This is a genomic window from Thermomonas mangrovi (assembly GCF_028201335.1).
GTDB classification, from domain to species: Bacteria; Pseudomonadota; Gammaproteobacteria; order Xanthomonadales; family Xanthomonadaceae; genus Thermomonas; species Thermomonas mangrovi.
Window position 1 is genome coordinate 1 of record NZ_JAPEVV010000007.1, and the last position, 24619, is coordinate 24619.

22 protein-coding genes are annotated in these 24619 nt (G+C 69.9%); 16 read left to right on the forward strand and 6 right to left on the reverse strand.

All coding sequences use genetic code 11. The features are described from left to right. Positions 1-454 precede the first annotated feature (454 nt). The 3 genes from ON759_RS10320 to ON759_RS10330 all read right to left on the reverse strand — a co-directional run bounded on the left by ON759_RS10320 (position 455) and on the right by ON759_RS10330 (position 3390). The gene (locus tag ON759_RS10320) at positions 455-847 is read right to left on the reverse strand and encodes an MAPEG family protein (RefSeq protein WP_271680300.1); all 393 of its coding nucleotides are present in this window, start codon (positions 845-847) and stop codon (positions 455-457) included. A gap of 92 nt (positions 848-939) precedes the next feature. Beyond that, positions 940-2667, reverse strand: a complete 1728-nt coding sequence (locus ON759_RS10325) for a M28 family metallopeptidase (RefSeq protein WP_271680301.1) — start codon at positions 2665-2667, stop codon at positions 940-942. A gap of 45 nt (positions 2668-2712) precedes the next feature. Continuing rightward, positions 2713-3390, reverse strand: coding sequence for a DUF4097 family beta strand repeat-containing protein (locus ON759_RS10330; protein WP_271680302.1), 678 nt, complete (start codon positions 3388-3390; stop codon positions 2713-2715). A 123-nt stretch (positions 3391-3513) separates the two neighbouring features. On the opposite strand from ON759_RS10330, the gene gpmI reads away from it, so the two are divergent. From gpmI to ON759_RS10345, 3 genes are all read left to right on the forward strand, one after another. Further along, on the forward strand, positions 3514-5058 hold the full coding sequence (gpmI, locus tag ON759_RS10335) for a 2,3-bisphosphoglycerate-independent phosphoglycerate mutase (protein WP_271680303.1): 1545 nt from the start codon (positions 3514-3516) through the stop codon (positions 5056-5058). Next, positions 5058-6266 carry a murein hydrolase activator EnvC family protein gene (locus ON759_RS10340; RefSeq protein ID WP_271680304.1) on the forward strand — a complete coding sequence of 403 codons (1209 nt, stop codon included), beginning with the start codon at positions 5058-5060 and terminating at the stop codon, positions 6264-6266. Before gpmI ends, ON759_RS10340 begins: the two co-directional genes overlap by 1 nt. Positions 6267-6378: 112 nt before the next feature. After that, positions 6379-7710, forward strand: coding sequence for a S41 family peptidase (locus ON759_RS10345; RefSeq protein WP_271680305.1), 1332 nt, complete (start codon positions 6379-6381; stop codon positions 7708-7710). Here the strand turns inward: ON759_RS10345 and ON759_RS10350 are convergent. Then, on the reverse strand, positions 7704-8396 hold the full coding sequence (locus ON759_RS10350) for a rhomboid family intramembrane serine protease (RefSeq protein ID WP_271680306.1): 693 nt from the start codon (positions 8394-8396) through the stop codon (positions 7704-7706). The genes ON759_RS10345 and ON759_RS10350 overlap by 7 nt on opposite strands. 207 nt (positions 8397-8603) lie before the next feature. On the opposite strand from ON759_RS10350, the gene ON759_RS10355 reads away from it, so the two are divergent. Continuing rightward, positions 8604-9965 (forward strand): OmpP1/FadL family transporter, encoded by a 1362-nt coding sequence (locus ON759_RS10355; protein ID WP_271680307.1) that lies wholly within the window; start codon positions 8604-8606, stop codon positions 9963-9965. A gap of 103 nt (positions 9966-10068) precedes the next feature. Here ON759_RS10355 and putA read toward each other — a convergent pair whose 3' ends face one another. Next, positions 10069-13278 carry a bifunctional proline dehydrogenase/L-glutamate gamma-semialdehyde dehydrogenase PutA gene (putA, locus tag ON759_RS10360; RefSeq protein WP_271680308.1) on the reverse strand — a complete coding sequence of 1070 codons (3210 nt, stop codon included), beginning with the start codon at positions 13276-13278 and terminating at the stop codon, positions 10069-10071. A gap of 177 nt (positions 13279-13455) precedes the next feature. Between putA and coxB the strand changes: the two genes are divergently transcribed. From coxB to ON759_RS10385, 5 genes are read left to right on the forward strand one after another with little or no spacing between them, the layout of a single operon-like run. Continuing rightward, complete coding sequence (gene coxB, locus ON759_RS10365) at positions 13456-14388, forward strand: cytochrome c oxidase subunit II (RefSeq protein WP_271680309.1); 933 nt, start codon at positions 13456-13458, stop codon at positions 14386-14388. A 29-nt stretch (positions 14389-14417) separates the two neighbouring features. Next, positions 14418-16037, forward strand: coding sequence for a cytochrome c oxidase subunit I (gene ctaD, locus ON759_RS10370; RefSeq protein ID WP_271680310.1), 1620 nt, complete (start codon positions 14418-14420; stop codon positions 16035-16037). A gap of 10 nt (positions 16038-16047) precedes the next feature. Further along, positions 16048-16179 carry a hypothetical protein gene (locus ON759_RS10375; protein ID WP_271680311.1) on the forward strand — a complete coding sequence of 44 codons (132 nt, stop codon included), beginning with the start codon at positions 16048-16050 and terminating at the stop codon, positions 16177-16179. Further along, positions 16176-16760, forward strand: coding sequence for a cytochrome c oxidase assembly protein (locus tag ON759_RS10380; protein ID WP_271680312.1), 585 nt, complete (start codon positions 16176-16178; stop codon positions 16758-16760). Before ON759_RS10375 ends, ON759_RS10380 begins: the two co-directional genes overlap by 4 nt. A gap of 41 nt (positions 16761-16801) precedes the next feature. Further along, complete coding sequence (locus ON759_RS10385) at positions 16802-17686, forward strand: cytochrome c oxidase subunit 3 (RefSeq protein WP_271680313.1); 885 nt, start codon at positions 16802-16804, stop codon at positions 17684-17686. Between the two features lie 201 nt (positions 17687-17887). On the opposite strand, the gene ON759_RS10390 is transcribed toward ON759_RS10385, so the two are convergent. After that, complete coding sequence (locus ON759_RS10390) at positions 17888-18115, reverse strand: twin transmembrane helix small protein (protein ID WP_271680314.1); 228 nt, start codon at positions 18113-18115, stop codon at positions 17888-17890. Positions 18116-18181: 66 nt separating this feature from the next. Here ON759_RS10390 and ON759_RS10395 point away from each other — a divergent pair, with 66 nt between their 5' ends. The 7 genes from ON759_RS10395 to ada all read left to right on the forward strand — a co-directional run bounded on the left by ON759_RS10395 (position 18182) and on the right by ada (position 24610). After that, positions 18182-18940, forward strand: coding sequence for an SURF1 family protein (locus ON759_RS10395; RefSeq protein WP_271680315.1), 759 nt, complete (start codon positions 18182-18184; stop codon positions 18938-18940). After that, positions 18937-19530, forward strand: a complete 594-nt coding sequence (locus ON759_RS10400) for a hypothetical protein (RefSeq protein ID WP_271680316.1) — start codon at positions 18937-18939, stop codon at positions 19528-19530. The genes ON759_RS10395 and ON759_RS10400 overlap by 4 nt, the downstream gene beginning before the upstream one ends. 4 nt (positions 19531-19534) lie before the next feature. Then, entirely contained in the window at positions 19535-20713 is a 1179-nt protein-coding gene (locus tag ON759_RS10405) for a COX15/CtaA family protein (protein WP_271680317.1), read from the forward strand. Further along, complete coding sequence (gene cyoE / locus ON759_RS10410) at positions 20710-21645, forward strand: heme o synthase (protein ID WP_271680318.1); 936 nt, start codon at positions 20710-20712, stop codon at positions 21643-21645. Before ON759_RS10405 ends, cyoE begins: the two co-directional genes overlap by 4 nt. Positions 21646-21657: 12 nt before the next feature. Beyond that, positions 21658-22302 (forward strand): DNA oxidative demethylase AlkB, encoded by a 645-nt coding sequence (alkB, locus tag ON759_RS10415; RefSeq protein WP_271680319.1) that lies wholly within the window; start codon positions 21658-21660, stop codon positions 22300-22302. A 98-nt stretch (positions 22303-22400) separates the two neighbouring features. Next, positions 22401-23687: a Xaa-Pro dipeptidase gene (locus ON759_RS10420; protein WP_271680320.1), complete on the forward strand. Its 1287-nt coding sequence runs from the start codon at positions 22401-22403 to the stop codon at positions 23685-23687. Between the two features lie 59 nt (positions 23688-23746). Beyond that, complete coding sequence (gene ada / locus ON759_RS10425) at positions 23747-24610, forward strand: bifunctional DNA-binding transcriptional regulator/O6-methylguanine-DNA methyltransferase Ada (protein ID WP_271680321.1); 864 nt, start codon at positions 23747-23749, stop codon at positions 24608-24610. The last annotated feature ends 9 nt before the right edge of the window (positions 24611-24619 follow it).

Below are 24619 nucleotides of genomic sequence, written 5' to 3' on the forward strand. Positions count from 1 at the left end.
CAGCCGCGACCCGCAACAGGTCATCGCCAGGGCCTTTATATACGCAATACCCCGGACCGAAAGGTCCGGGGTATTGTCTTTTATGGCGCCTGGCAATGGACTGCCAGCCCGGGGCTTGCAGAACAGATACTCCCTTCCCATGGCGGTGCGCCGCGCAGCCGCGGACTGCAACTCGCCTCGCTTACCGCTCGAGGATCGCCAAGGCCTTTCTCAAACCGAACACCCCCCAGCCCTCAAGGCCGGGGGTAGTGCTTTAGGCGATCCCATCCCCATCGCGCTTCCAACAATATCCAACCCAATATCACGACAACGCTACGGATCAGACGTAATCGGGTGCGGTCGTAGCACGTGGAGGGTTACTCGCATCCAATTGCAAAATCTTTCGGCGGTGCCTGCCCCCTGCCAGAAACTCAAAAAGGCCGCTAGTAGCCCGGCGGATAATCACGCGATATGGCTAACCCCCGACCCGCAGCGCCGACATCACCATCAGCGCCGCCACGCAGCCGAGTCCGCAAAACCACACCAGGCTGCGCAGTAGGTGCGTCCCGGTGAGGTAGAACACGCCGTGCAGGAGCCGGAACGCGATGAAGGCCATCGCCAGCCAGGCCACGCGCTGTGCGTCGACCTGGGTGAACTGCGCCATCAGGACCGCGATCGCAAAGGGCGGGAACGCTTCGAAGGCGTTGAGGTGGGCTGCATTCGCATTGCGGATCCGGTAGCTCTGCTGCTTGGCCACCCAGCCACGGGGATCCTTGTTGTTGTAGTCGGTGGCACCGCCCTTGGCGAAACCGACCCAGACGTAGGGCAGCAGTGCAGCGATGAGGACGCACCAATAGGCGATGGACATGGCATTCGACCTGCCGGGAAGGGAGTCCCGAGCGTAGCCGATCCGTCACCGGGCGTCGCCAGCCAGACGGGACCGGCGACGCCATTCGAGGATCAGGGCGTCGCCGCCGGGCGCTGCCGGTCGCGGGCCGCCTTGAACGGATTGCCGTCGTACCAGTTCGGCCATGCCCCATCGTTGGCGAGTTTCGCGCCGACGTCGTAGACCGTGCCCAGGTCCTGCACGATGCCATCGAGCTTCCAGGCCTGCGCGTCGTACTGGTCGCCCGGCTTGTGGTAGCGCTGTTCGGTGTACGCCTTGCCTGCGGCCTGGCCCGCGGCCTTGCCGCCTTCGACCAGGTCGATGCCGCTGTCGATGTACAGGGCGGGCACGCCGGCCTTCGCGAAGTTGAAATGGTCGGAGCGGAAGTAGTAGCCCGCCGCGGTGTTGTCCTCCGCCTCTGCGTGGCGCTCCTGCCGGTCGAGGACCTCCTTCAGCAGGTCCTCGAGCTGCGAGCTGCCCTTGCCGACCACGGTGAGGTCGCGGGCGCGGCCGACGGGGGCGAGCGCGTCGAGGTTGAACACGGCCACGGTCTTGTCGAGCGGCACGACCGGATGCGCGACGTAGTACTTCGAGCCGAGCAAGCCCGACTCCTCCAGCGTGACCGCCAGGAACAGCACCGAGCGCTTCGGCGGGGTCGGCGCCTTGCGGAAGGCTTCGGCGATCTCGAGGATGCCGGCGATGCCGGTCGCGTTGTCGACCGCACCGTTGTAGATGTTGTCGCCAGCCTCGCCCTCGTGGGTGCCGAGGTGGTCCCAGTGGGCCATGTAGACGATGGCCTCCTCGGGCGCCTCGCTGCCGGGCAGCATCCCGATCACGTTGCGCGATTGCTTCTCGACGCTGCGGCTCTTGAGCTGCAGGGATGCGGTGGCATCGAGCGGGACCGGCTTGAAGCCGCGCTTGTTGGCGGCCGCGCGCAGCTTGCCGAGGTCCTGGCCCGCGGCCTTGAACAGCGCGTCGGCGGCCCCGCCGCTGATCCAGCCCTGCACTGGCACGCGCGGCGCCGGGTCGTCCTTCGCGGGCAGGTCGTACTGCGGCCCCGACCACGAGTTGCGCACCACGTCCCAGCCGTAGGAGGCGCCATCGGTGTCGTGGATGATCAGCGCGGCGGCGGCGCCCTTGCGCGCGGCTTCCTCGAACTTGTAGGTCCAGCGCCCGTAGTAGGTCATGCGGTTGCCGTCGAACAACCGTGCATCGCGGGCGTGGAACCCCGGGTCGTTGACCAGCATGACCACGGTCTTGCCCTTCACGTCCAGCCCGGCGTAGTCGTTCCACGCCTGCTCCGGCGCATCCACGCCGTAACCGACGAACACCAACGGGCTGTCCTTCAGGTTGACCACGGGCTGCCCGGTGCGGGTGCCGACCACCATGTCCTTGCCGAACGCGAGCACCTGCCGCTGGCTGCCGACCGCGATATCGAGCGTCGCCGCCTCGTCCGCCGTGGTTTCCACCATCGGCACGGTCTGGAACCAGTCGCCGCCGTTGCCGGGCTGCAGCCCGATGCGTGCGAACTGCGACTTGATGTAGTCGACCGTCTTGTCCTCGCCGGCGCTGCCCGGGCCGCGTCCACCGAAATCGTCGGAGGCCAGGTGTTCGACATGCTCGGCGAAGTCGGCGGCATCGATCCCGTCCTTGAACGCATGCACGGTCGCGGGGGCGACGCGCGCGGCGGCGGGATCCTTGGCGTCGGCCGCGGGGGCGCTGTCGTCACCGCGTGGCGTGCAGGCGCCGAGCGCGAGCAGCGCCGAGGCGACCAGGGCAAGGCGGGGTGCAGGGTGGCGCATCGCGGGACTCCGTTCTGGCGTCCCGCGATTCTAGCCATGCCGCGGTCAATCCCGCGGCGGGCGGTCGCCGTCGTAGCGGCGGGCGGTCGCGCCGGTGATGGCGCCGGTGCGGGCGCTGGCGTGGACGTACAGCACCACCTCGCGTTCGAACACCAACGGCCCATCGACCACCGCGTCCGGCCCGATCACGATCCGCGGCACGCGCTGCTTGCCCCAGCGCACGCCCATCTGGGTGGGCTTTTCGACGTGGATGCCGCCCTTCACGTGCGAGCCCGCGCCGACGGTCACGTCGCCGTTGACCGTCTCGATGCCGCCGCCGACATCGGTGTCGACCAAGCCGATCGCGCCGTTCACGGTCTCCACGCCACGGCGCACGCTGCCGCCGCGATCCACGTAGATCCCGCCATTCACGGTCTCGAGGCCGCCTTCGATGCGGGCACGCTGGCCGAAGCGGATGCCGCCGTTGACGGTCGACACGTCGCGGGTGGCCACGTCGTCGCCGGCCTCGATGCCGCCGTTGACGGTCTCGACATCCTCGGCGCGCGCGCCGCGCTCCAGGTCGATGCCGCCGTTGACGGTGCTGAGGTCGCCGTAGGCCTGGCCGGCCTGCGCGGTGATGCCGCCGTTGACCTTGTCGATGTCGCGGCCGGGCGAGGCCGGATCGTGGGCGAAGGCGAGGCCGCTGGCGGCGACCAGGGCCAGGCTGAGCAGGGTGCGGTTCATGCGGGACTCCGGTGGGTGCTGCAGGCTGTGATGCAGGGCGCGTCCGCTTGGTTTACAGCGCCTCGCTAAACTAATGGCACGGGTCCGCAGCGATCCGTGTCCGTCCCCCACCAGGAACCGCCCGTGGCCCACGCCGATCCCGCCCGTCCCAAGCCCGTCGTGCTGCTGATCCTGGATGGCTGGGGGTACCGCGAGGCGATCGAGGACAACGCGCTCGCGCTGGCCGACATCCCCAACTGGCGCCGCCTGTGGGCGACCTGTCCACACACGTTGGTGCACACCGAGGGCCGCCATGTCGGCTTGCCGGACGGGCAGATGGGCAATTCCGAGGTCGGGCACATGAACCTTGGTGCCGGCCGGATCGTGTACCAGGACCTAACCCGGGTGGATGCCGCGATCGAGGACGGCAGCTTCTTCGAGAACCCGGAGTTGCGCGCGGCCTGCGAGGCGGCGAAGGCGGAGGGTCGCACCCTGCACGTGATGGGCCTGCTCTCGCCGGGCGGGGTGCACAGCCACGAGCAACACGTGTTCGCGATGCTGGAACTGGCGCATCGCGCCGGCGTGCCGCGGGTCGCGGTGCATGCCTTCCTCGACGGGCGCGACACCCCGCCGCAATCGGCCGAAGCCAGCCTGCGCACGCTGCAGGCGGCGTGCGAGCGATTCGGCAATGCGCGCATCGCCTCCATCGGCGGACGCTATTTCGCGATGGACCGCGACAAGCGCTGGGAGCGTGTGCATCGCGCCTGGGACGCGATGGTCGATGCCGTCGCCGAACACGCGGCGCCGGACGCGGTGGCCGGGTTGCAGGCCGCCTACGCGCGCGGCGAGACCGACGAATTCGTCGCGCCGACGCTGGTCGATGGCGGCGCGCCGATGCGCGATGGCGATGCGGTGGTGTTCATGAACTTCCGCGCCGACCGCGCGCGCCAGCTGGCGGCGGCGTTCGTAGATCCCGCGTTCGACGGATTCGTCGCGCGGCGGCCCGCGCTGTCGCGCTTCGTCTGCCTCACCGAATACGACGCGCGGCTCGGTGCCGCCCTGGCATTCGCGCCGGACGACCTGTGCGATACCTTCGGCGAGGTGCTGGCGCAAGCGGGCCTGCGCCAGTTGCGCATCGCCGAGACCGAGAAGTACGCGCACGTGACCTTTTTCTTCAGCGGCGGCCGCGAAGCGGAGTTCGCCGGCGAGTCGCGCATCCTCGTGCCCAGCCCGAAGGTCGCGACTTACGACCTCCAGCCGGAAATGAGCTGCCCCGAGCTCACCGACAAGCTGGTCGATGCGATTTCGCACCAGCGGCATGACGCCATCGTCTGCAACATCGCCAACCCGGACATGGTCGGCCACACCGGCGTGCTGTCGGCGGCGATCCGCGCGGCGGAGGCGGTGGACGTGGCGATCGGCGCGGTCGAGCGGGCCGTGCGCGAGGTCGGCGGCGCGCTGCTGGTCACCGCCGACCACGGCAACCTCGAACTGATGCGCGACCCGGAGACCGGCCAGCCGCATACCGCGCACACGGTCGGCCCGGTGCCGCTGGTGTACGTCGGGGCGCGCACGGCCACGCTGCGCGCGTGTGGGGCGCTGCGCGACATCGCCCCGACCCTGCTCGACCTGCTCGGCCTGCCGCAGCCGGCGGCGATGACCGGCCAGAGCCTGTTGCAGCCCGCGTGATGCGAGCGCGGCCGCTCCTGCTCGCGTACTGCCTGCTGGTCGCCGTCGGCGTCGCGGCTGCGCAAGAGCGCGACGATGCCGAGCGCAAGTTGAAGCAGGTGCAGACCGAACTGAAATCGGTGGCCGCGGAGCGCCGCAAGCTCGAGGGGCAGCGCGGCGAAGCCAGCCGCACCTTGCGCCAGGCCGACGAACAGGTGGGCGGCGTGCAGCGGACCTTGCGCAAGACCCAGGACACGCTGCGCCAGGACAACGCGGCGCTGCTCAAACTGCAGGCGGAACGGGCGCGTCTTGCGCGGGATGAAGCCGCCAAGCGCGCCGAGCTGGCGCGCCTGCTGCGTGCCGCGCAGGTGGCCGGCCAGGCCGCGCCGCTCAAAGCCTTGCTCGCGCAGGACCGGGTGGCGGAGGCGGAGCGTGCCCTAGCGTACCAGGGCTATCTGCAACGCGGCCAGGTCGAACGCCTGCGGGTGCTGTCGGCGGAATTGCAGCGGCTGGACACGGTGCAGCGCGAGATCGCCGAACGCCGCGCCTCGCTGGACCAGGCCACGCGGGCGCAGGCCGCGCAGCTTGCATCGTTGCAGCGCGCCCGGGAAGAGCGCGCGCGCCTGCTCGCCGGCATCGACCAGCAATACAAGGATCGCGCGAGCCGGGAGAAGGCGCTCGGCCGCGATGCGAAGGCCTTGCAGGGCCTGCTCGCGCAATTGCGTGCCGCAGCGGCCCGTGCCGCGCGCGATGCCGCCCGCGCCAAGGCGCGCACCGATGCCGACCCCGCGCGCCGCACCGATGCAGGCAAGCGCCGGCCGGCCGTGGCCAGTGCGCCACCGTTGCGGGTTGGCGGCCTGGGCTGGCCGGTCGCCGGCAACCTGCTGGCCTCGTTCGGCGGGCGCCTGCCGGATGGGCGTCGCAGCGATGGCGTCCTGATCGCCGCGCCGGCGGGCACCGCGATCAAGGCCGTCGCCGATGGCACCGTGGTGTTCGCGGACTGGATGACCGGCTACGGCAACATCCTGATCGTCGACCACGGCAACGGCTACATGAGCCTGTACGCGCACGCAGACGGCCTGCTCAAGGATCCGGGCACGCCGGTCAGGCGCGGCGACCCGGTGGCGACGGTCGGCACCTCGGGCGGGCAGGAGATGGCGGCGCTCTACTTCGAGTTGCGGCGCAACGGTGCGCCGGTCAACCCGGCGGGCTGGCTGACCCGCCAGTGACCGAGGCGATGCCGGCGGCCCGCCATCCGTGCATGATGCACGGGTGGCGCGGAACCCCGCGCGCCGCAGCCTGTCCTACCCCCGAAGACCGATGGAGCGATCGATGCGGGCGATGCCGAAGACCTTGTTGAGCCTGGCCCTGTGTGCGGCCTGCGCGCTGCCCGTGCAGGCGCAGTCGACCGACCCCGCGGCCCCGGCGGAAGCAGCGCAGGAGGCCGAAGACAGCAAGGCCGCGAAGGTGCCGCTCGACGAGATCCGTCGTTATGTCACGGTCTACAACGCGATCAAGCAGGCCTACGTCGATCCGGTCGACGACCATGCGCTGATGCAGTCGGCGGTGCGCGGGCTGCTGCTCGACCTCGATCCGCACAGCGCCTACCTCGCCAAGTCTGACGCCGACGAATTCGACGAGATGACCCGAGGTGCCTACGACGGGGTCGGTGTCGAGCTGCAGCAGCTGCCGGAAGGCGGCGTGCGCGTGATTGCCCCCTTCGACGACAGCCCGGCGGAGCGCGCGGGCCTGCGCAGCGGCGATCGGATCATTGCGATCGACGGCAAGGCACTGGATGCGCCGGGCGATGGCGACCTGTCGGCACCGTTGCGTGGCAAGGCCGGGACCAAGGTCACCGTGAAGGTGGTCCGCGAAGGCGTGCGCGATCCCTTCGACGTGGTGATGGTGCGCGATACTATCCGCACCACCAGCGTGCGGTCCAGGCTGCTCGAGCCCGGTTTCGGCTACATCCGCATCGCCAGCTTCCAGTCCTCGACCGCGGCGGACTTCATCCGCCAGCTCGACGCGCTGCAGAAGGACGCGCCGCTGCGCGGCCTGCTGATCGACCTGCGCAGCAATCCCGGCGGCTTGCTGGTGGGTGCGGTGCAGATCGCCGACGAATTGCTGGACAAGGGCGGCATCGTCAGCACCAAGGGGCGCGCGGCGATCGGCGATACCCGCTTCGATGCAACCCCCGGTGACCGGCTCAAGGGCGCGCCGGTGGTGCTGCTGGTGGATGCCGGCTCCGCCAGCGCCTCCGAGGTGCTCGCCGGCGCCCTGCACGACAACAAGCGTGCACGGGTGGTCGGCAGCCGCACCTTCGGCAAGGGCTCGGTGCAGACCCTGCTGCCGCTGGACAATGGCGATTCGGTCAAGCTGACCACGGCCCGCTACTTCACCCCGAGCGGACATTCGATCCAGGCGCGCGGCATCGAGCCCGACCTCGTGTTGCGCGCCGACGCCGGCGACAAGCGCCCCGCGCCGGTGAGCGAAGCCGCGCTTCCGCGCCACCTCGAGGCCGAGGACATGCTGGAGGGCGACAACGCCGGCGAGGTCCTGGCTGGGCAGAAACCGATCGACGCCGCGCTGGCCGAATTGAAGCGCATGGCGGGCGTGCCTGCGGCGATCGCGGTGCCGAAGCCCGTCGCCAAGCCGGCGGCCAAGCCTCAGTAGCCGCGGTTCCTGCGCAGGCGCCGCGCGATGGCCGCCCGCGTGACCAGCGCGAACACGATGCCGAAGCAGAAGCCGCCGAGGTGCGCGGCCCACGCGACCGCGCCGAAGCTCGGCCCGCTGTAGGCGAACACCATCTGCAGCAATGCCCACAGGCCGATCAGCAGCGAGGCGGGGACGCGCACGAACTGCAGGAACAGCCCGAGCGGCAGCACGACCCCGAGGCGCGCGCCGGGGAACAGCGCCAGGTAGGCCCCGATCACCGCGGACACCGCGCCGCTGGCGCCGATGATGATGTTGTCGGGGGTACTGATCGCGAGGACCGCCGCGAGGTTCGCGACGGCGCCGCCGAGCAGGAACAGCAGCAGGAAGCGGATCCCGCCCATGATCCGCTCCGCGGGCGGGCCGAAGATCAGCAGGAACACCAGGTTCCCGGTGAGGTGGATCCAGTCCGCGTGCAGGAACAGGCCGGAGAACAGCCGCAGCACGCTGCCGTCGACCAAGGCAGCACGCCAGGCGGCGATCGAATCGAGGCCGCCGGACAGCACGCCCCAATCCAGTTCCGCGCCGTGGCGGAGATCCGGCGCCCGCGTCGCGCCCCAGAGATAGGCGAGCCAGAGGGTCGCGAACAGCAGGGGGTTCGCCCAGCGCAGGCGGTGCTTCTTGCGGGTGGCGATGCCGACGAACATGCGAAGACCCTACGGCAGCGCCAGGCGCCCGATTGTTAGCGGCAGGTTAAATTCCGCGCTATAGTACATACGGCGTCGTACGTCGGGGGAGGGCTGCATGCGCAGAGTCCCGATACGCGCAGCGCTGCGACGACACGCAGGACCTGATCCGCGTGCCGGCATACAACAACCAGAGTCCCTGCAGACTTGTATCGGAGACGATCCCGCATGAATACCAAGACCCGCCGCTTCAAGGCCACTGCCCTCGCGCTGGCCGTGCTCGGCACCCTCGCGTCCGGCCAGGCCGCCGCGTCCGGCTTCCAGCTGCGCGAGCAGAGCGTCAAGAACCTCGGCAAGTCCAACGCCGGCAGCATCGTCGGCAAGGATGCATCGAACGTGGCCCTCAACCCGGCCGCGATGACCAACCTCGACAAGATCACCGTGCAGTCCGATCTGACCGTGATCGACCTGACCGCCAAGTTCGACGGCGGCGGCAACGTGCTGGGCTCGCCCCTGCTCCCGCTGACCGGCGGTGACGGCGGCGACCCTGGCGATGCAACCCTGGTCCCGAACATGTCGGTCGTGATCCCGATGAAGGGCGCGCTCGAGGGCATGACCCTGGGCTTCTCGATCGGTGCGCCGTTCGGCCTGAAGACCGAGTACGAAGCGGGCTGGGTCGGCCGTTACCGTGCGCTGACCTCCGACGTGAAGATCGTCGATCTGACCTCGTCGGTCGCGTTCAAGGCGACCGATGGCGTGTCGCTGGGCTTCGGCCTGGTATACGAGCGCGCAGAGGCGACCCTGAGCAAGGCGATCGATTTCGGCACCGCGATCTGCGCGTCGTCGAACCCGCTGAACTGCTTCAACCCGAACTATCCGTTCAAGCCGCAGCAGCTGGATGGCGGTTTCGAGGTGAATGGCGACGACACCGGCATCGGCTACATCTTCGGCATGCAGGTCGCTCCGAGCGATCAGTTCGCCGTTGCCCTGAGCTACCGCTCGGAGATCAGCCACAACCTCAGCGGCAGCCTGGACTTCACCAACGTCCCGGCGATCCTGGGCGCGGACCCGCGCTTCAAGGACGGGGATGGCGGCGCCAAGCTGACCACCCCGAGCATCACCACGCTCAGCGTGAAGTACGGCATCACCGATCACTTCCGCGTGCTGGCGGACTACCAGCAGACGGGCTGGAGTTCCCTGCAGAACGTCACCATCAAGCGAGACACGGGGACGGTCGTGGGCAAGGAAGAGTTCAAGTGGAAGGACACCGACTTCTTCTCGATCGGCGCCGAGTACGACCTGAGCGACGCGTTCACCCTGCGTGGCGGTTTCGGCATGGATGAGTCGCCGACCAACGATACTCACCGCACCCCGCGCCTGCCCGACAACGACCGCAAGCTGTACTCGATCGGCGCGACCTGGAACGTCAGCCAGAACCTGAGCATCGATGCCGCTTTCCAGCGCATCGAGATCGACACCCCGAGCATCGACCTGCCGGTCGAGGCCGCCGCGGGCAACACCTCGACCCTGGTCGGCGAGTTCAGCGGCCACGCCAACCTGTTCGGCGTGTCGGCGCAGTACCGCTTCTGATCCAACGATCCAGCGTTGAAGCAGGAAGCCCCGCGCAAGCGGGGCTTCTTGTTTTGCGGGGCCGGTCGCGCCGGGCGACGCGGCGGCCGGGTCCGGCGCGCGATCAGTCGCCCAGAGTCAGCAACGAGGCATTGCCGCCGGCTGCGGTGGTGTTGACGGTCACCGTCTTCTCGGTGGCGAAGCGCGGCAGGTAATGCGGGCCGCCGGCCTTCGGGCCGGTGCCGGACAGGCCCTGGCCGCCGAACGGCTGCACCCCGACCACCGCGCCGATCTGGTTGCGGTTGACGTAGATGTTGCCGACTTTCGCGCGCTGCACGATGCGGTCGATGGTGGCGTCGATGCGCGAATGGATGCCCAGGGTCAGGCCGTAGCCGGTGGCGTTGATGGCATCGACCACCGCGTCGAGCTCGTCGGCCTTCCAGCGCACCACGTGCAGGGCGGGGCCGAACTTCTCGCTGGCCAGTTGGGCGATCGAGCGCAGTTCCCACGCCGACGGCGCGAAGAAGGTGCCGTGGCGCGTGTCGTCGCCCAGGCTGGCGCGCGCGATCAGGCTGGCCTCGGCATCCATCCGCCGTGCATGTTCGTCGAGCACGCAGCGGGCGTCGGCGTCGATCACCGGGCCGACATCGGTGGACGGCAGCCCCGGGTCGCCGACGCTGAGTTCCGCCATCGCGCCGGCGAGCATGCCGACCACCTTGTCGGCGATGTCGTCCTGCACCAGCAATACGCGCGCGGCCGAGCAGCGCTGGCCCGCCGAGGTGAACGCGGACGAGAGCGCATCCTTCACCACCTGCTCCGGCAGCGACGAGCTGTCGGCGATCATCGCGTTCTGGCCGCCGGTCTCGGCGATCAGGGTGGCGATTGGGCCGGCGTCGCGCGAGGCCAGCGCGCGGTTGATCAGGCGCGCGGTGTCGGTGCCACCGGTGAAGGCCACGCCGGCCACGCGCGGGTCGCGGGTGAGCGCCGCGCCGACGGTGGCGCCGTCGCCGGGCACGAACTGCAGCACGTCCTTCGGGACCCCGGCCTCGTGCAACAGCTGCACGCCGGCGAAGCCGACCAGGTTGGTCTGTTCGGCGGGCTTGGCGATCACGCTGTTGCCCGCGGCCAGCGCGGCCGCGATCTGCCCGGCGAAGATCGCCAGCGGGAAGTTCCACGGGCTGATGCACACGAACACGCCGCGACCGGCGAGTTGCAGCTGGTTGGATTCGCCGGTGGGGCCCGGCAGCGCCATCGGCGCGAAATGCTCGCGCGCCTGCAGGGCGTAGTAGCGCAGGAAATCGACTGCTTCGCGGACCTCGGCGACGCCGTCGGCGAGGGTCTTGCCGGCTTCCTTGGTGCACATCGCCATGAACAGCGGCATCCGCGCTTCCATCAGGTCGGCGGCGTGCTCCAGGATCGCCGCGCGCGAGGCCGCCGGCATCGCGTCCCAGGCGGGCTGCGCCGCGACGGCGTTGGCCAGCGCGCGTTCCACGGTGGCGGCGTCCGCCGGCTGCCAGTGGCCCACCACTTCGCGGCGATCGGCCGGGTTGGTCACCGCGAGGCGCTCGCCGGTCGCGGTGGCGCCGGGCACCAGCGGCGCGGCGGACCAGGTGCCGGCGCCGGCCTGGTTGAGCGCGCCGGCGAGAGCGCGCAGCTGGTCGTCGTTGGCGAGGTTGATGCCCATGGAATTGCCTCGGGGTTGGCCCTGGCTGCGGTACAGGTCGACCGGCAGCGGGATGCGGGGATGCGGGATGTGCTCGAGCGCCGACACGAATTCGACCGGGTCGCGGACCAGTTCCTCGACCGGGATCGACGCATCGGTGATGCGGTTGACGAAGCTGGAGTTGGCGCCGTTCTCGAGCAGTCGGCGCACCAGGTAGGGCAGCAGGTCCTCGTGCGACCCGACCGGCGCATACACGCGGCAGGGCACGTCGAGGCGGTCGGCCGGGATCACCTCCGCATACAGGTCGTCGCCCATGCCGTGCAGCTTCTGGAACTCGAAGTCGCGGCGGCCGCGCATCGCCCGCGCCATCCGGTGCACGGTGGCGATGGTCTGCGCGTTGTGGGTCGCGAACATTGGGTAGACGGCATCGCCGGCATCCAGCAGGCGACGGGCGTTCGCGAGGTAGCTGACGTCGGTGTTCTGCTTGCGGGTGAACAATGGGTAGCCTGCCTGGCCTTCCACCTGCGCGCGCTTGACCTCGGCGTCCCAGTAGGCGCCCTTGACCAGCCGCACCGGGATCCGGCGACCGAGTTGCGCGGCCATGTGCGCGATGTGGTCGATCACGAACGGCGCGCGCTTCTGGTAGGCCTGCACGACGATGCCGAAGCCGTTCCAGTCGCGCAGGGATGCATCCGCCATGACCTGGAAGATGAGGTCCAGCGACAACTCCAGGCGGTCGGTTTCCTCGGCGTCGATGGTCAGGCCGATGCCGTACGACTTCGCCAGCTGCGCGAGTTCCAGCAGCCCGGCGCCGAGTTCGGCCAGCACGCGGGCGCGCTTGGCGTGCTCGTAGCGTGGATGCAGCGCGGACAGCTTGACCGAGATGCTGGGCGCGGCGAACACATCATTGAACGGACCGGTGCTGCCGATCGCATGGATCGCCTGGCGGTAGGCCTCGAGGTAGCGTTGCGCGTCCTTGGTGGTCAGTGCGCCTTCGCCGAGCATGTCGAAGGAATAGCGGTAGGCCGCGTTGTCGCCCTTGCGGCTGCGCGCCAGCGCCTCGTCGATGCTGCGGCCGAGCACGAACTGGTGGCCCATGATCTTCATCGCCTGGCGCACCGCCAGCCGGATCATCGGCTCGCCGGCGCGCCCGACCAAGCGCTGGAAGGCGCCATGCACGTCGCGCCTGGTGTCGTCGGCCAGGTCGACCAGCTTGCCGGTCAGCATCAGGCCCCAGGTCGAGGCATTGACCAGCACGGAGTCCGACTGCCCGAGGTGGCGCTTCCAGTTGGCATCGCCCAACTTGTCGCGGATGAGCGCGTCGGCGGTGCCCTGGTCGGGGATGCGCAGCAGCGCTTCGGCCACGCACATCAGCAGCACGCCTTCCTCGCTGCCCAGGTCGTACTGGCGCATGAAGGCCTCGACCACGCCCTGGTCGCGGGCGCGGGCGCGGACCCGGCGCACGAGGTCGGCGGCCACGGCCTGCGCGGCATCGCGGTCGGCGGCCGGCAGCCGGGCCTGCTGCAGGAGCTCGCGCACGTGGGCGGCTTCGTCGCGGATCCAGCCGGCGGTGATCGCCGCGCGGGTGCCGGGCGGTGACGGCGGGAGTTCGGGCGCCAGGATCGCGCGCATGGCCCCGGGCGGGGCGGAGGGGTCGGATTCGATGCTCATCGCGCCCGCAGGCAGCTTGTCGGGGCGCATAGTGTAGGCCGCGCGGCGGCGGAAGGCGCTGCCCAAGGTTGCCGCCGCAAGCCCCCCTCGGTACCATTCCGCGATTCTCATCGGGTTGATCCGGCGCAAAACAGCGCCCGGGTCCCCTTCCGCTATTCAGCAACGGGGTTGGACGTGATGGCAGCAGGTCGTAGCAAGCCGAGTCGTATCAAGCAATGGGCGTTGGCCGCGGCGCTGGCGCTCCCGGCGACGGCACTGGCGCAGTCCGCCGATCCCAAGCCCTGGCAGCTGAACATGGGCCGTGGCGTGACCCCGACGGCCAACGCCGCCTACGACGCCCACATGATCGTGCTGTGGGTCTGCGTGGTGATCGGCATCCTGGTGTTCGGCGCCATGGCCTACGCCATGTTCACGTTCCGCAAGTCGAAGGGCGCGGTGCCGGATACCGGGTTCACCCACAGCACCAAGCTGGAAGCGATCTGGACCGCGATCCCGATCATCATCCTGATCGCGCTGGCGTTCCCGGCGACCCGCGGCCTGATGCGGATGTACGACACCCGCGAGGCCGAGATGACCGTCAAGGTCACCGGTTACCAGTGGATGTGGAAGTACGAATACCTGGGCGAGGGCGTGGAGTTCACCAGCCGCCTGGCCCGCAAGAGCGACGACCTGCGCCAGAGCGGCAAGGTGATCGCCGCCGGCGACGACCCGCACTACCTGCTCGACGTCGACAACGCGCTGGTGCTGCCGGTCGGCACCAAGGTCCGTTTCGTGTTGACCGCCGACGACGTGATCCACGCGTGGTGGGTGCCGGCGCTGGGCTGGAAGCAGGACGCGATCCCGGGCATCGTCAACGAGGCGTGGGCCGACATCCAGGCGCCGGGCGTGTACCGCGGCCAGTGCGCCGAGCTGTGCGGCAAGGACCACGGCTTCATGCCGATCGTGGTCAAGGCCGTGAGCAAGGACGAATTCAAGGCCTGGCTGGCCGCCGAGAAGGCCAAGCACGCGCCGCCGGCCGCGCCGGAAGCGGCCCCGGTCGCGCCGGAAGCGCCTGCCGCCGCCGCCACTGAAGCCGGTGCTGCCGCGGCCACCGCCGCGGTCGCCGGTTGACCCACGCATTGCATCCCCGAGGTAAGGCCATGTCCGCCACGCATCCCGCCGCCGTCGACCACCACGACCACGGCCACCACAAGCAGAGCTTCGTCGACCGCTGGTTCTTCTCCACGAACCACAAGGACATCGGCACGCTCTACCTCGTCTTCAGCTTCGTGATGTTCATCATCGGCGCGGCGATGAGCGTGATCATCCGTGCCGAGCTCGCCCAGCCGGGCCTGCAGTTCGTGAAGCCCGAGTTCTTCAACCAGATGACCACGGTGCATGCGCTGGTCATGATCTTCGGCGGCGTGATGCCGGCCTTCGTGGGCCTGGCCAACTGGATGGTGCCGCTGCAGATCGGCGCGCCGGACATGGCCATGCCGCGCATGAACAACTGGTCCTTCTGGATCATGCCGTTCGCCTTCGCGCTGCTGCTGATGACGCTGTTCCTGCCGGGCGGCGCCCCCGCCGGCGGCTGGACGCTGTATCCGCCGCTGTCGCTGCAGGGCGGCTACAACGTCGCGTTCGCGATCTTCGCCATCCACATGATGGGCATCAGCTCGATCATGGGCGCGATCAACATCATCGCGACGATCCTCAACATGCGCGCGCCGGGCATCGACCTGCTGAAGATGCCGATCTTCTGCTGGACCTGGCTGATCACCGCCTTCCTGCTGATCGCGGTGATGCCGGTGCTGGCCGGCGCCGTGACCATGCTGCTCACCGACAAGTTCTTCGCCACCAGCTTCTTCAATGCGGCCGGCGGCGGCGACCCGGTGATGTTCCAGCACATCTTCTGGTTCTTCGGCCACCCCGAGGTCTACATCATGATCCTGCCCGCCTTCGGCGTGGCCAGCGAGATCATCCCGACCTTCAGCCGCAAGCCGCTGTTCGGCTACCAGGCGATGGTGTACGCCACCGCGGCGATCGCGTTCCTGTCGTTCATCGTGTGGGCGCACCACATGTTCACGGTGGGCATGCCGCTGGGCGGCGAGCTGTACTTCATGTTCGCGACGATGCTGATCTCCATCCCGACCGGCGTGAAGGTGTTCAACTGGGTCACCACGATGTGGCGCGGTTCGATCAGCTTCGAGTCGCCGATGCTGTGGGCGGTGGCCTTCGTGATCCTGTTCACCATCGGCGGTTTCTCCGGCTTGATGCTGGCGATCGCCCCGGCCGACTTCCAGTACCACGACACCTACTTCGTGGTCGCCCACTTCCACTACGTGCTGGTCACCGGCGCGCTGTTCTCGATCATCGCGGCCGTCTACTACTGGTGGCCGAAGTGGACCGGGCGCATGTACAGCGAAACCCTGGCCAAGTTCCACTTCTGGTGGTCGGTGGTGTTCGTGAACCTGCTGTTCTTCCCGCAGCACTTCCTGGGCCTGGCCGGCATGCCGCGCCGCATCCCGGACTACAACGTGGTGTTCGCGGACTGGAACCTGGTCAGCTCGATCGGCGCCTTCGGCATGTTCCTGACCCCGTTCATGATGGCCTTCGTGCTGTGGCACTCGCTGAAGCACGGCGCCAAGGCCGAGGCGCGCGCCTGGGAAGGTGCCAAGGGCCTGGAGTGGACGGTGCCGTCGCCGGCCCCGCACCACACCTTCGAGAAGCCGCCGGTCATCCGCGACGGCGACCTCGCCCACGGCGACGTGACCCACTGACATCGCCGCGATGAGCCCGATCGAACGCGATCCGTCCGTCGACGCCCGCCGCGCCAGTGCGCGGCGGACGGCGTGGATCGTCGGCGGCATCGCCTGCGCGGTGTACGTCGGGTTCCTGCTGCTCGGGGTGCTGGGCAAGTGAACCCGCAACCCGCCGCGCGCACCTTCGGGGTGCTCAAGCTGTTCGGCGTCGCGCTGGCCGCGTTCGGGTTCGCGTTCTCGCTGGTGCCGCTGTACCGGATCGCCTGCGAGAAGGTGTTCGGCGTGCGCCTGGAGCAGGGCCCCGCCACGGTTGCCGCCGGCACGGCGAAGGCCGACGCGCGCTGGGTGACCGTCGAGTTCGACGGCGCGGTGAACTCCAAGTTGCCTTGGACCTTCGAGCCGGAACAGAAGTCGATGCGGGTGCAGGTCGGCCGGCAGTACGAGGCCCTGTACGCGGCGCGCAACACCAGCGACCGCCCGATCGTCGGCAACGCGGTGCCCTCGGTGGCGCCGGCGAAGGCCTCGGCCTACTTCAACAAGACCGAGTGCTTCTGCTTCACCGAACAATTGCTGGCCGCCGGTGAATCGCGCGACATGCCGGTGCGCTTCATCGTCGACCCGGACCTGCCGGCCGGGGTGAAGACGCTGACCCTGTCGTACACCTTCTTCAAGAACGACGCCCGCACCGCCGCGCTTTCCAGCGCCCGCGGTCCCGCCGCCAACGTCCGCGCCGCGCCCTGAGCGCCGCAACGCCCACCATCGCAATACCACCGGAAAACGCCATGGCCAACGCCCACGCCGAACACCACGATCCGAACGTCTACTACGTGCCGCACGGCAGCCGCTGGCCGGTCTTCGCGTCGGTCGCGCTGTTCACCACGATGATCGGCTTCGCCAGCTGGCTCAACGAGGCAAGCTGGGGGCGCACGGTGTTCTTCGTCGGCCTGGCCGGCCTGCTGGCGATCCTGTTCAAGTGGTTCGGCGACGTGATCCGCGAGTCGCTGTCGGGCGTCTACAACAAGCAGGTGGACACCTCGTTCCGGATGGGGATGGTGTGGTTCATCTTCTCCGAGGTGATGTTCTTCGCCGCGTTCTTCGGCGCCCTGTTCTATGCCCGCCAGTTCGCGCTGCCGTGGCTGAACGGCGTGGGCGACGGCGCCGCGACCCACAGCCTGCTGTGGCCGGATTTCGCCGGCGGTTGGCCGAGCAACGGCCCGGCCGCGATCGGCGGCAGCTACCAGACCATTCCGGCGTGGGGCCTGCCGCTGCTGAACACCATGATCCTGCTCACCTCGGGCGTGACGGTGACCATCGCGCACCACGCATTGAAGGAAGGCAAGCGCGGCATCCTGCTGCTGTTCCTCGGCCTGACCGTGCTGCTGGGCGGCCTGTTCCTGTTCTACCAGGCCGAGGAGTACATGCACGCCTACAAGGAACTGAACCTGACCCTGGGTTCGGGCATCTACGGCTCGACCTTCTTCATGCTGACCGGCTTCCACGGCGCGCACGTCACCCTCGGCACGATCATGCTCGCGGTGATCTGGCTGCGTTGCCTGAAGGGCCATTTCAACAAGGACAACCACTTCGCGTTCGAGGCGGTGGCCTGGTACTGGCACTTCGTGGATGTGGTGTGGCTGGGGCTGTTCCTCTTCGTCTACGTCCTCTGATCCGGCTTGCCGGGGCTCGCGCTGGCGGTGTTGCAGCGGCGCGCGAAAATGCTCATTGACGCGCCAGTCAACTCCGATTTTCGAGCTTGCTGCGCCTAGCCAGCCCGTCGCCCGGCGTGCCGGAGCCGGCATCGCCCAGGGCGTCGGGAACAACAAGGCCGGCATCGCCGGCCTTTGCGTCACTGCGGTGGCGGTCGGGGATCAGCCCGGGTTGCGGCCGATGCCGTGCGGCGTGATCCAGCCCATGTGGATGGCGAGCGCGACGAACAGGATCAGCGCGACCGACAACGCGATGCGCCGGGTCAGCGAATTGACGGTGCGCTTGGTGGTGCCCTTGTCGACCAGCATGTAGTACAGGCCGGCGCCGAGGTTCCAGAGGATGAGGATCAGGACACCGACGATGAGCAGGGTCTTCAGCGAATCGTTCACTCGAGCCTCCGCGCACCAGGGCGCCGTTCCGGAACGCGCATTGTCGCAGCCCGCGCGGTGGCCGGCGTGACCCGCCGCGGCACGCTCGTGGCCGGCTGGCTGCTGGCGTTGGCGGCGATGCTGGCGTTCTCGGCGGCGGGCCGTTGGCAGCTGGCGCGGATGCACGAGAAGGAAGCGATGCTCGCCGCCGCCGGCCACGCGCTGGATCGCGGCCATCCGCAGCCCCTGCTGCTCGCCTCCGACACCGGCGCCGGCCGCGGCTATGCCTGGAGCGAGGGCGTGGGGCGCATCGCCAACACCACGTTGTGGCTCGACAACCAGCAACGCGCGGGCGGCGCCGGCGTGCGCATGTACTGCATCCTGTTCCCCGACGACGGCGTACAAGCGGTGCTGGTCGATGCCGGCTGGTGGCCGCTGGATGGCCAGCGCGAGCTGCCGCGCTTCGGTTGCCCCGCGGGCGATGGCCAGCGGGTGCGCGGGATGCTGGCACCGCCGCCCTCGATCGGGCTGGCCCCGGGCGATGCGGTGGCGGCCGCGGGCGAGCGTCGCTGGCTGGCGGCACGCCTGGACATGGCGGAGGTCGCGCGGGCGCTGCGCCTGCCGGGCGGGCTGGCGCCACGCGTGCTGCGGCTGGACCCGGACCGCGCGGCGGGCGATGCCGGGGTGATGCTGGCCCCGGGCGAGCGCGACCTCGACGTGCTGGCGAACACGCTGACCCCGGACCGCCACCTCGGGTACGCAGTGCAGTGGTTCGGCCTGGCCGCGACCGTGCTGGTGGTCGCGGTGGTGCTGACGACAAGACGACGCAAGGAACGAACGCCATGACCCCACCGGACCCGATGCAGGTGCGCAGCCGCAACCGCAGGATGCTGCTGGTGCTGTTCCTCTTCTTCTTCGGCAGCGTGCTGCTGGCCGGCCTGCTGCGCTTCTCCGGCTGGCGGCCGGAAGGCAGCAAGAACAAGGGCGAGATGCTGTCGCCCTACGGCGACATGCGCGGCCACGCGCCGCAGTTGCGCGATGGCGGTGCCTATCGCTGGAAGGACAGCCCGCGCACGTGGCGGATCGCGGTGATGCCGCGCGAGTGCGATGGCGCGCGCGCGCAGGCCTGCACCCGCCTGCTGGGCGACCTCGACAAGGTGTGGCAACTGATGGGCAAGGATGCCGATCGCGTCCACGTGCTGTGGATCGGCGCCCTGCCGCCCGGCGCGACCGTGCCGTCCGAACTGCGCGTGCTGCAACCCGACGAGGTCTTGCGCGCCGGCCTGCCGCGCGCGCGCGCGGCCGCGGGCGAAAACCCCGATGGCGACGCCGCCTGGCTGGTGGATCCGTACGGCTTCACCGTGCTGCGCTACGCTCCCGGCTTCGATCCGGGCGACCTGCGGACCGACCTGGCCCGCCTGCTGAAGATCAATTGACGCGATGAACAACCCCGCAAGCCCCGCGCCGGTCGCGCCCGCCAAGGGTGGGCTGTACCGGCACTTCCACCGCATCGCCTGGCTGGCGGTCGCGCTGGCGACCTGCGTGATCGTGTTCGGCGCCTTCGTGCGCCTGTCCAATGCCGGCCTGAGCTGCCCCGACTGGCCCACGTGCTACGGCATGGCGACCTGGCCGACCACCCCGGACCACGCCAGTGCCGCCGACCACGCCGCCACCGCGATCCGGCCGATCGAGCCGAGCAAGGCCTGGCGCGAGCAGTTCCATCGCATCATCGCCGGCCTGCTCGGCGTGCTGGTGCTGGCGCTGGCCTTGCTGGCCACGCGACGCCGGCCACAGGGCTGGTTGCAGGTGATCGGGGCCGCGGTGCTGGTGGCCATCGCGATCCCGCTGTACATGCGCGGCCAGCACGTCGCGGCGTCCGTGCTGGCGATCGCCGGCGAACTCGCCTTGCTGGCCGGGGTGCTGCGCTGGTCCGACACCGACCTCGCGCGGACCAGCACGCTCACCCTGGCGGTGATCATCTTCCAGGCGCTGCTGGGGATGTGGACGGTCACCTGGCTGCTCAAGCCGGTGGTGGTGATGGGGCACCTGCTGGGCGGCCTGACCACGTTCTCGCTGCTGACCTGGATCGCGTGGCGCGCCACGGGCATCCCGATCCGCAGCGGCGAGGCCGGGCGCCTGCGCCGCTTGCTGCTGATGGGCCTGGTGCTGCTGGCGATCCAGATCGCGCTCGGCGGCTGGACCAGCGCCAACTATGCCGCGCTGGCCTGCGGCACCGATTTCCCGAAGTGCGCGGGGCAGTGGTGGCCGGCGCACGACTTCCGCGAGGGCTTCGTGCTGTGGCGCGGGATCGGCGTGGATTACGAGGGCGGCATCCTCGACAACGAGGCGCGCATCGCGATCCAGCTGGCGCACCGGCTGATGGCGCTGGTGGTGGTCGGCCACCTGCTCGCGCTCGCCGCGCGCCTGCTGCGCAGCCCCGGCCTGCGCGGCTGGGGCACCCTGCTCGGCGCGCTGGTGCTGCTGCAGTTCGGGCTTGGCATCGCCAACGTGGTGATGTCGCTGCCGCTGCACGTCGCGGTGACCCACAACGCCGGCGCCACCGCGCTGCTGTTCGTGCTGGTGACCCTGCTGGCCCGCCTGCGCGCGCCCGACGCATGACCGCAACCGTGTCGCGCGCGGGGCAGTACTGGGCGCTGACCAAGCCGCGCGTGGTCGCCCTGATCGTGTTCACCGCGATCATCGGCATGCTGCTGGCGATCCAGCCCGGCGATGCGTGGCCATGGGCGCGCCTGCTCGCCGGCAGCATCGGCATCTGGCTGGCCGCGGCCAGCGCGGCGGCGATCAACCACCTGCTGGACCAGCGCATCGACAAGGTGATGGTGCGCACCGCCGATCGACCGCTCGCCACCGGCGCGCTGCGACCCGCGCAAGTGCTGGGGTTCGCGGTCGCGCTCGGCGTCGCGTCGATGGCGATCCTGCTGGCCTGGGTCAACGTGGTCTGCGCGGCGCTGACCTTCGCCTCGCTGATCGGCTACGCGATCGTCTACACCGGCTGGCTCAAGCGCGCGACGCCGCAGAACATCGTGATCGGCGGCATCGCCGGCGCCGCGCCGCCGTTGCTGGGCTGGTCCGCGGTGACCGGGATGCAGGGCCAGTGGGACTGGGCGCACGCGCTGCTGCTGGTGCTGATCATCTTCGTGTGGACCCCGCCGCATTTCTGGGCGCTGGCGATCTTCCGCCGCGAGGACTACGCGCGCGCGCTGGTGCCGATGCTGCCGGTGACCCATGGCGTGCACTACACGCGCTGGCAGATCCTGTTGTACACGGTGCTCCTGGTGGTGGCCTCGGTGCTGCCGTGGGTGGCGCACATGAGCGGCCTGTTCTACCTCGCCGGCGCGCTGGTGCTGGGCGGCGCGTTCCTCTGGTACGCGTGGAAGCTGCTGGATCCGCCCGACGAATTCTTCGCCATGCGCACCTTCAGGTACTCGATCGTGTACCTGATGGCGCTGTTCGGCTTCCTGCTGCTCGACCACTGGCTGCTGCCGTGGCTGCAGCCCTCGCCGCTGCTGGAGTTCGCGCCCGCGGCCTGAGCGGGCGCCGGCATGCACGACCTGTTCGCCGATCCCGCGCCGGGCCAGCGCACGGCGCTGGGGCCGCAGGCCTGCGTGCTGCACGGCTTCGCCCTGGCCGAGGCCGATGCGCTGCTGGCGGGCATCGCGGGGGTGGCCGCGCAGGCGCCGTTTCGCCACCTGGTCACGCCGGGCGGGCACACCATGCAGGTGGCGATGACCAATTGCGGCCGCTACGGCTGGTGCAGCGATCGTCGCGGCTATCGCTACGATCGCCTCGATCCGCAGTCCGGCGCCCCGTGGCCGGCGATCCCGCCGGTCTTCCTGCGGCTCGCGGCGGACGCCGCGCGCGAGGCGGGCTTCGCGGGCTACGTGCCGGATGCCTGCCTGGTCAACCGCTATGCGCCGGGCACCCGCCTGTCCCTGCACCAGGACCGCGACGAGGACGACCGCGTCGCGCCGATCGTGTCGGTCTCGCTGGGGTTGCCCGCAACCTTCCTGTTCGGCGGCTTCGCGCGCGGCGACAAGACGGTACGCGTCGCGCTGGTGCATGGCGATGTCGTGGTCTGGGGCGGAGCCGACCGCCTGCGTTTCCATGGCGTGTTGCCGGTGAAGCCCGGGCACCATCCCGTGGTCGGCGGGCAACGCCTCAACCTGACCTTCCGCAAGGTGCGCTGACCCGCGCGCGCTGCGCGGCGCGTCACGCTTGCGGACGCGCGCCGCCGCCATCGGCGATGGATCGGCTAGGCTGGCGCATCGCCGCCCGGAGCCCCGCCATGCGTCTCGTTCGCCGCCTGCTGACCGCCTGCGTCGCCATCGCCTGCCTTGCGCCGGCCAGCGCGCTCGCGCAGGACGCCACGGTCCTCACCGCGGCGCGCATGCTGGACGTGCGCAGCGGCAAGCTGGTGGACAACCCGCAGCTGGTGATCCGCGGCGGCAGGATCGCCGCGGTCGGCCGCGTGGGCGATGCCGTCCCCGAGGGCGCGCGCCGCGTCGACCTGCCCGGCATGACCCTGCTGCCGGGCCTGATCGACATGCATACCCACCTCGACAGCGACCCGACCTACGGCGGCTACACCTACCTGGAATACAACGATCGCTTCTGGTCGATGCTCGCGGTGAAGCACGCCGAGGCCACCCTGCAGGCGGGCTTCACCACGGTGCGCAACGTCGGTGCCGACGCGTGGAACGACATCGGCCTGGCGCAGGCGGTGGAGGCCGGCAAGATCGCCGGACCGCGGATCATCGGCGCCGCCTATTCCTTCGGCGCGACCGGCGGGCATTGCGACTCGACCTTCTTCCCGCCGTCGATGGACGAGCGCGAGCCGTACAACGCCGACAGCCCGGACGCGGCGCGCCACGCGGTGCGCGAGCTGCGCAAGTACGGCGCGCAGGTGATCAAGATCTGCGCGACCGGCGGCGTGTTCTCGCGCAACACCGAGCCCGGCCAGCAGCAGATGACCTACGAGGAGATGAAGGCCGTCGCCGACGAAGCCCATCTCTGGGGCCTGAAGGTCGCCGCGCATGCGCACGGGGCCTCCGGCATCCGCGAGGCGATCCGCGCCGGGGTGGACACCATCGAGCACGCCAGCCTGATCGACGACGCCGGCATCCGCCTCGCCCGCGAGCGCGGCGCGTGGCTGTCGATGGATATCTACAACACCGAATACACCCAGTCCGAGGGGCGCAAGAACGGCGTGCTGGAGGACAACCTGCGCAAGGACCGCGAGGTCGCCGACATCCAGCGCGAGAACTTCCGCAAGGCCCACCAGGCCGGCGTGCGCATGGTCTACGGCACGGATGCCGGCATCTACCCGCATGGCGACAACGCGCGCCAGTTCGCGTGGATGGTGCGCTACGGCATGACCCCCACCGAGGCGATCCGCACGGCCACGCTCAACGCCGCCGAGGCCCTGGGGCGCGCCGACCTGGGCGTGCTCGAGGCTGGGCGCGTCGCGGACGTGATCGCGGTGGCCGGCGATCCCACCCGCGATGTCACCCTGCTGGAATCGGTGCCGTTCGTGATGAAGGGCGGGCAGGTCAGCAAGCAGGCGGGTCGCTGAGCCGCCCGCGCCGCAAGAACCGGAGTGTGGCGGCGCGGCGACGGGTCTAGAGTGCCCGCATGCCACGCAACCGCACGCCCACCGCCCACGCCAGCGCCGAGGCCACGGTCGCGCGCATCGCCGCGGCCTGCCGCCGCATCGAAGGCGCCACGGAGCCGCCATCGCTGGCCGAGCTGGCGACGCAGGTCGGGCTGAGCACCTTCCATTTCCACCGCCTGTTCAAAGCGGCGACCGGGCTCACCCCGAAGCAGTACGCCGATGCGCATCGCGCCGGGCGCGTGCGCGATGCCTTGTCCAGGGCCGATGCCAAGGTCACCGACGCGATCTTCGATGCGGGCTTCAACGCGACCGGGCGCTTCTACGAACAGGCGGGCGCGGTGCTCGGGATGACGCCGCGCCAGTACCGCGCCGGCGGCGTGGATGCGCGGATCGCATTCGCGATCGCGCAGACCAGCCTCGGGGCCCTGCTGGTCGCGCGCAGCGCGCGCGGCGTGTGCGCGATCTCGCTGGGCGACGATCCCGATGCGTTGCTGCGCGAATTGCAGGATCGCTTCCCGCGTGCGGAGCTGGTCGGCGGCGATGCCGGGTTCGAGCGATTGGTCGCGCAGGTCGTGGGTTTGATCGCACAACCCGGCATCGGCCACGACCTGCCGCTGGACGTGCGCGGCACCGCCTTCCAGCAACGCGTGTGGCAGGCATTGCGGCGGATCCCGCCCGGGCAGACCGCGAGCTACGCCGACATCGCCGCGCGCATCGGCAGCCCGAAGGCGGTGCGCGCGGTGGCGCAGGCCTGCGCGGCGAACACGCTGGCGGTCGCGATCCCCTGCCATCGCGTGGTGCGGAGCGATGGCGCGCTGTCGGGCTACCGCTGGGGCGTGGCGCGCAAGCGCGCGCTGCTGGAGCGCGAGGCCACGAACGAGTAATGCTGTCCT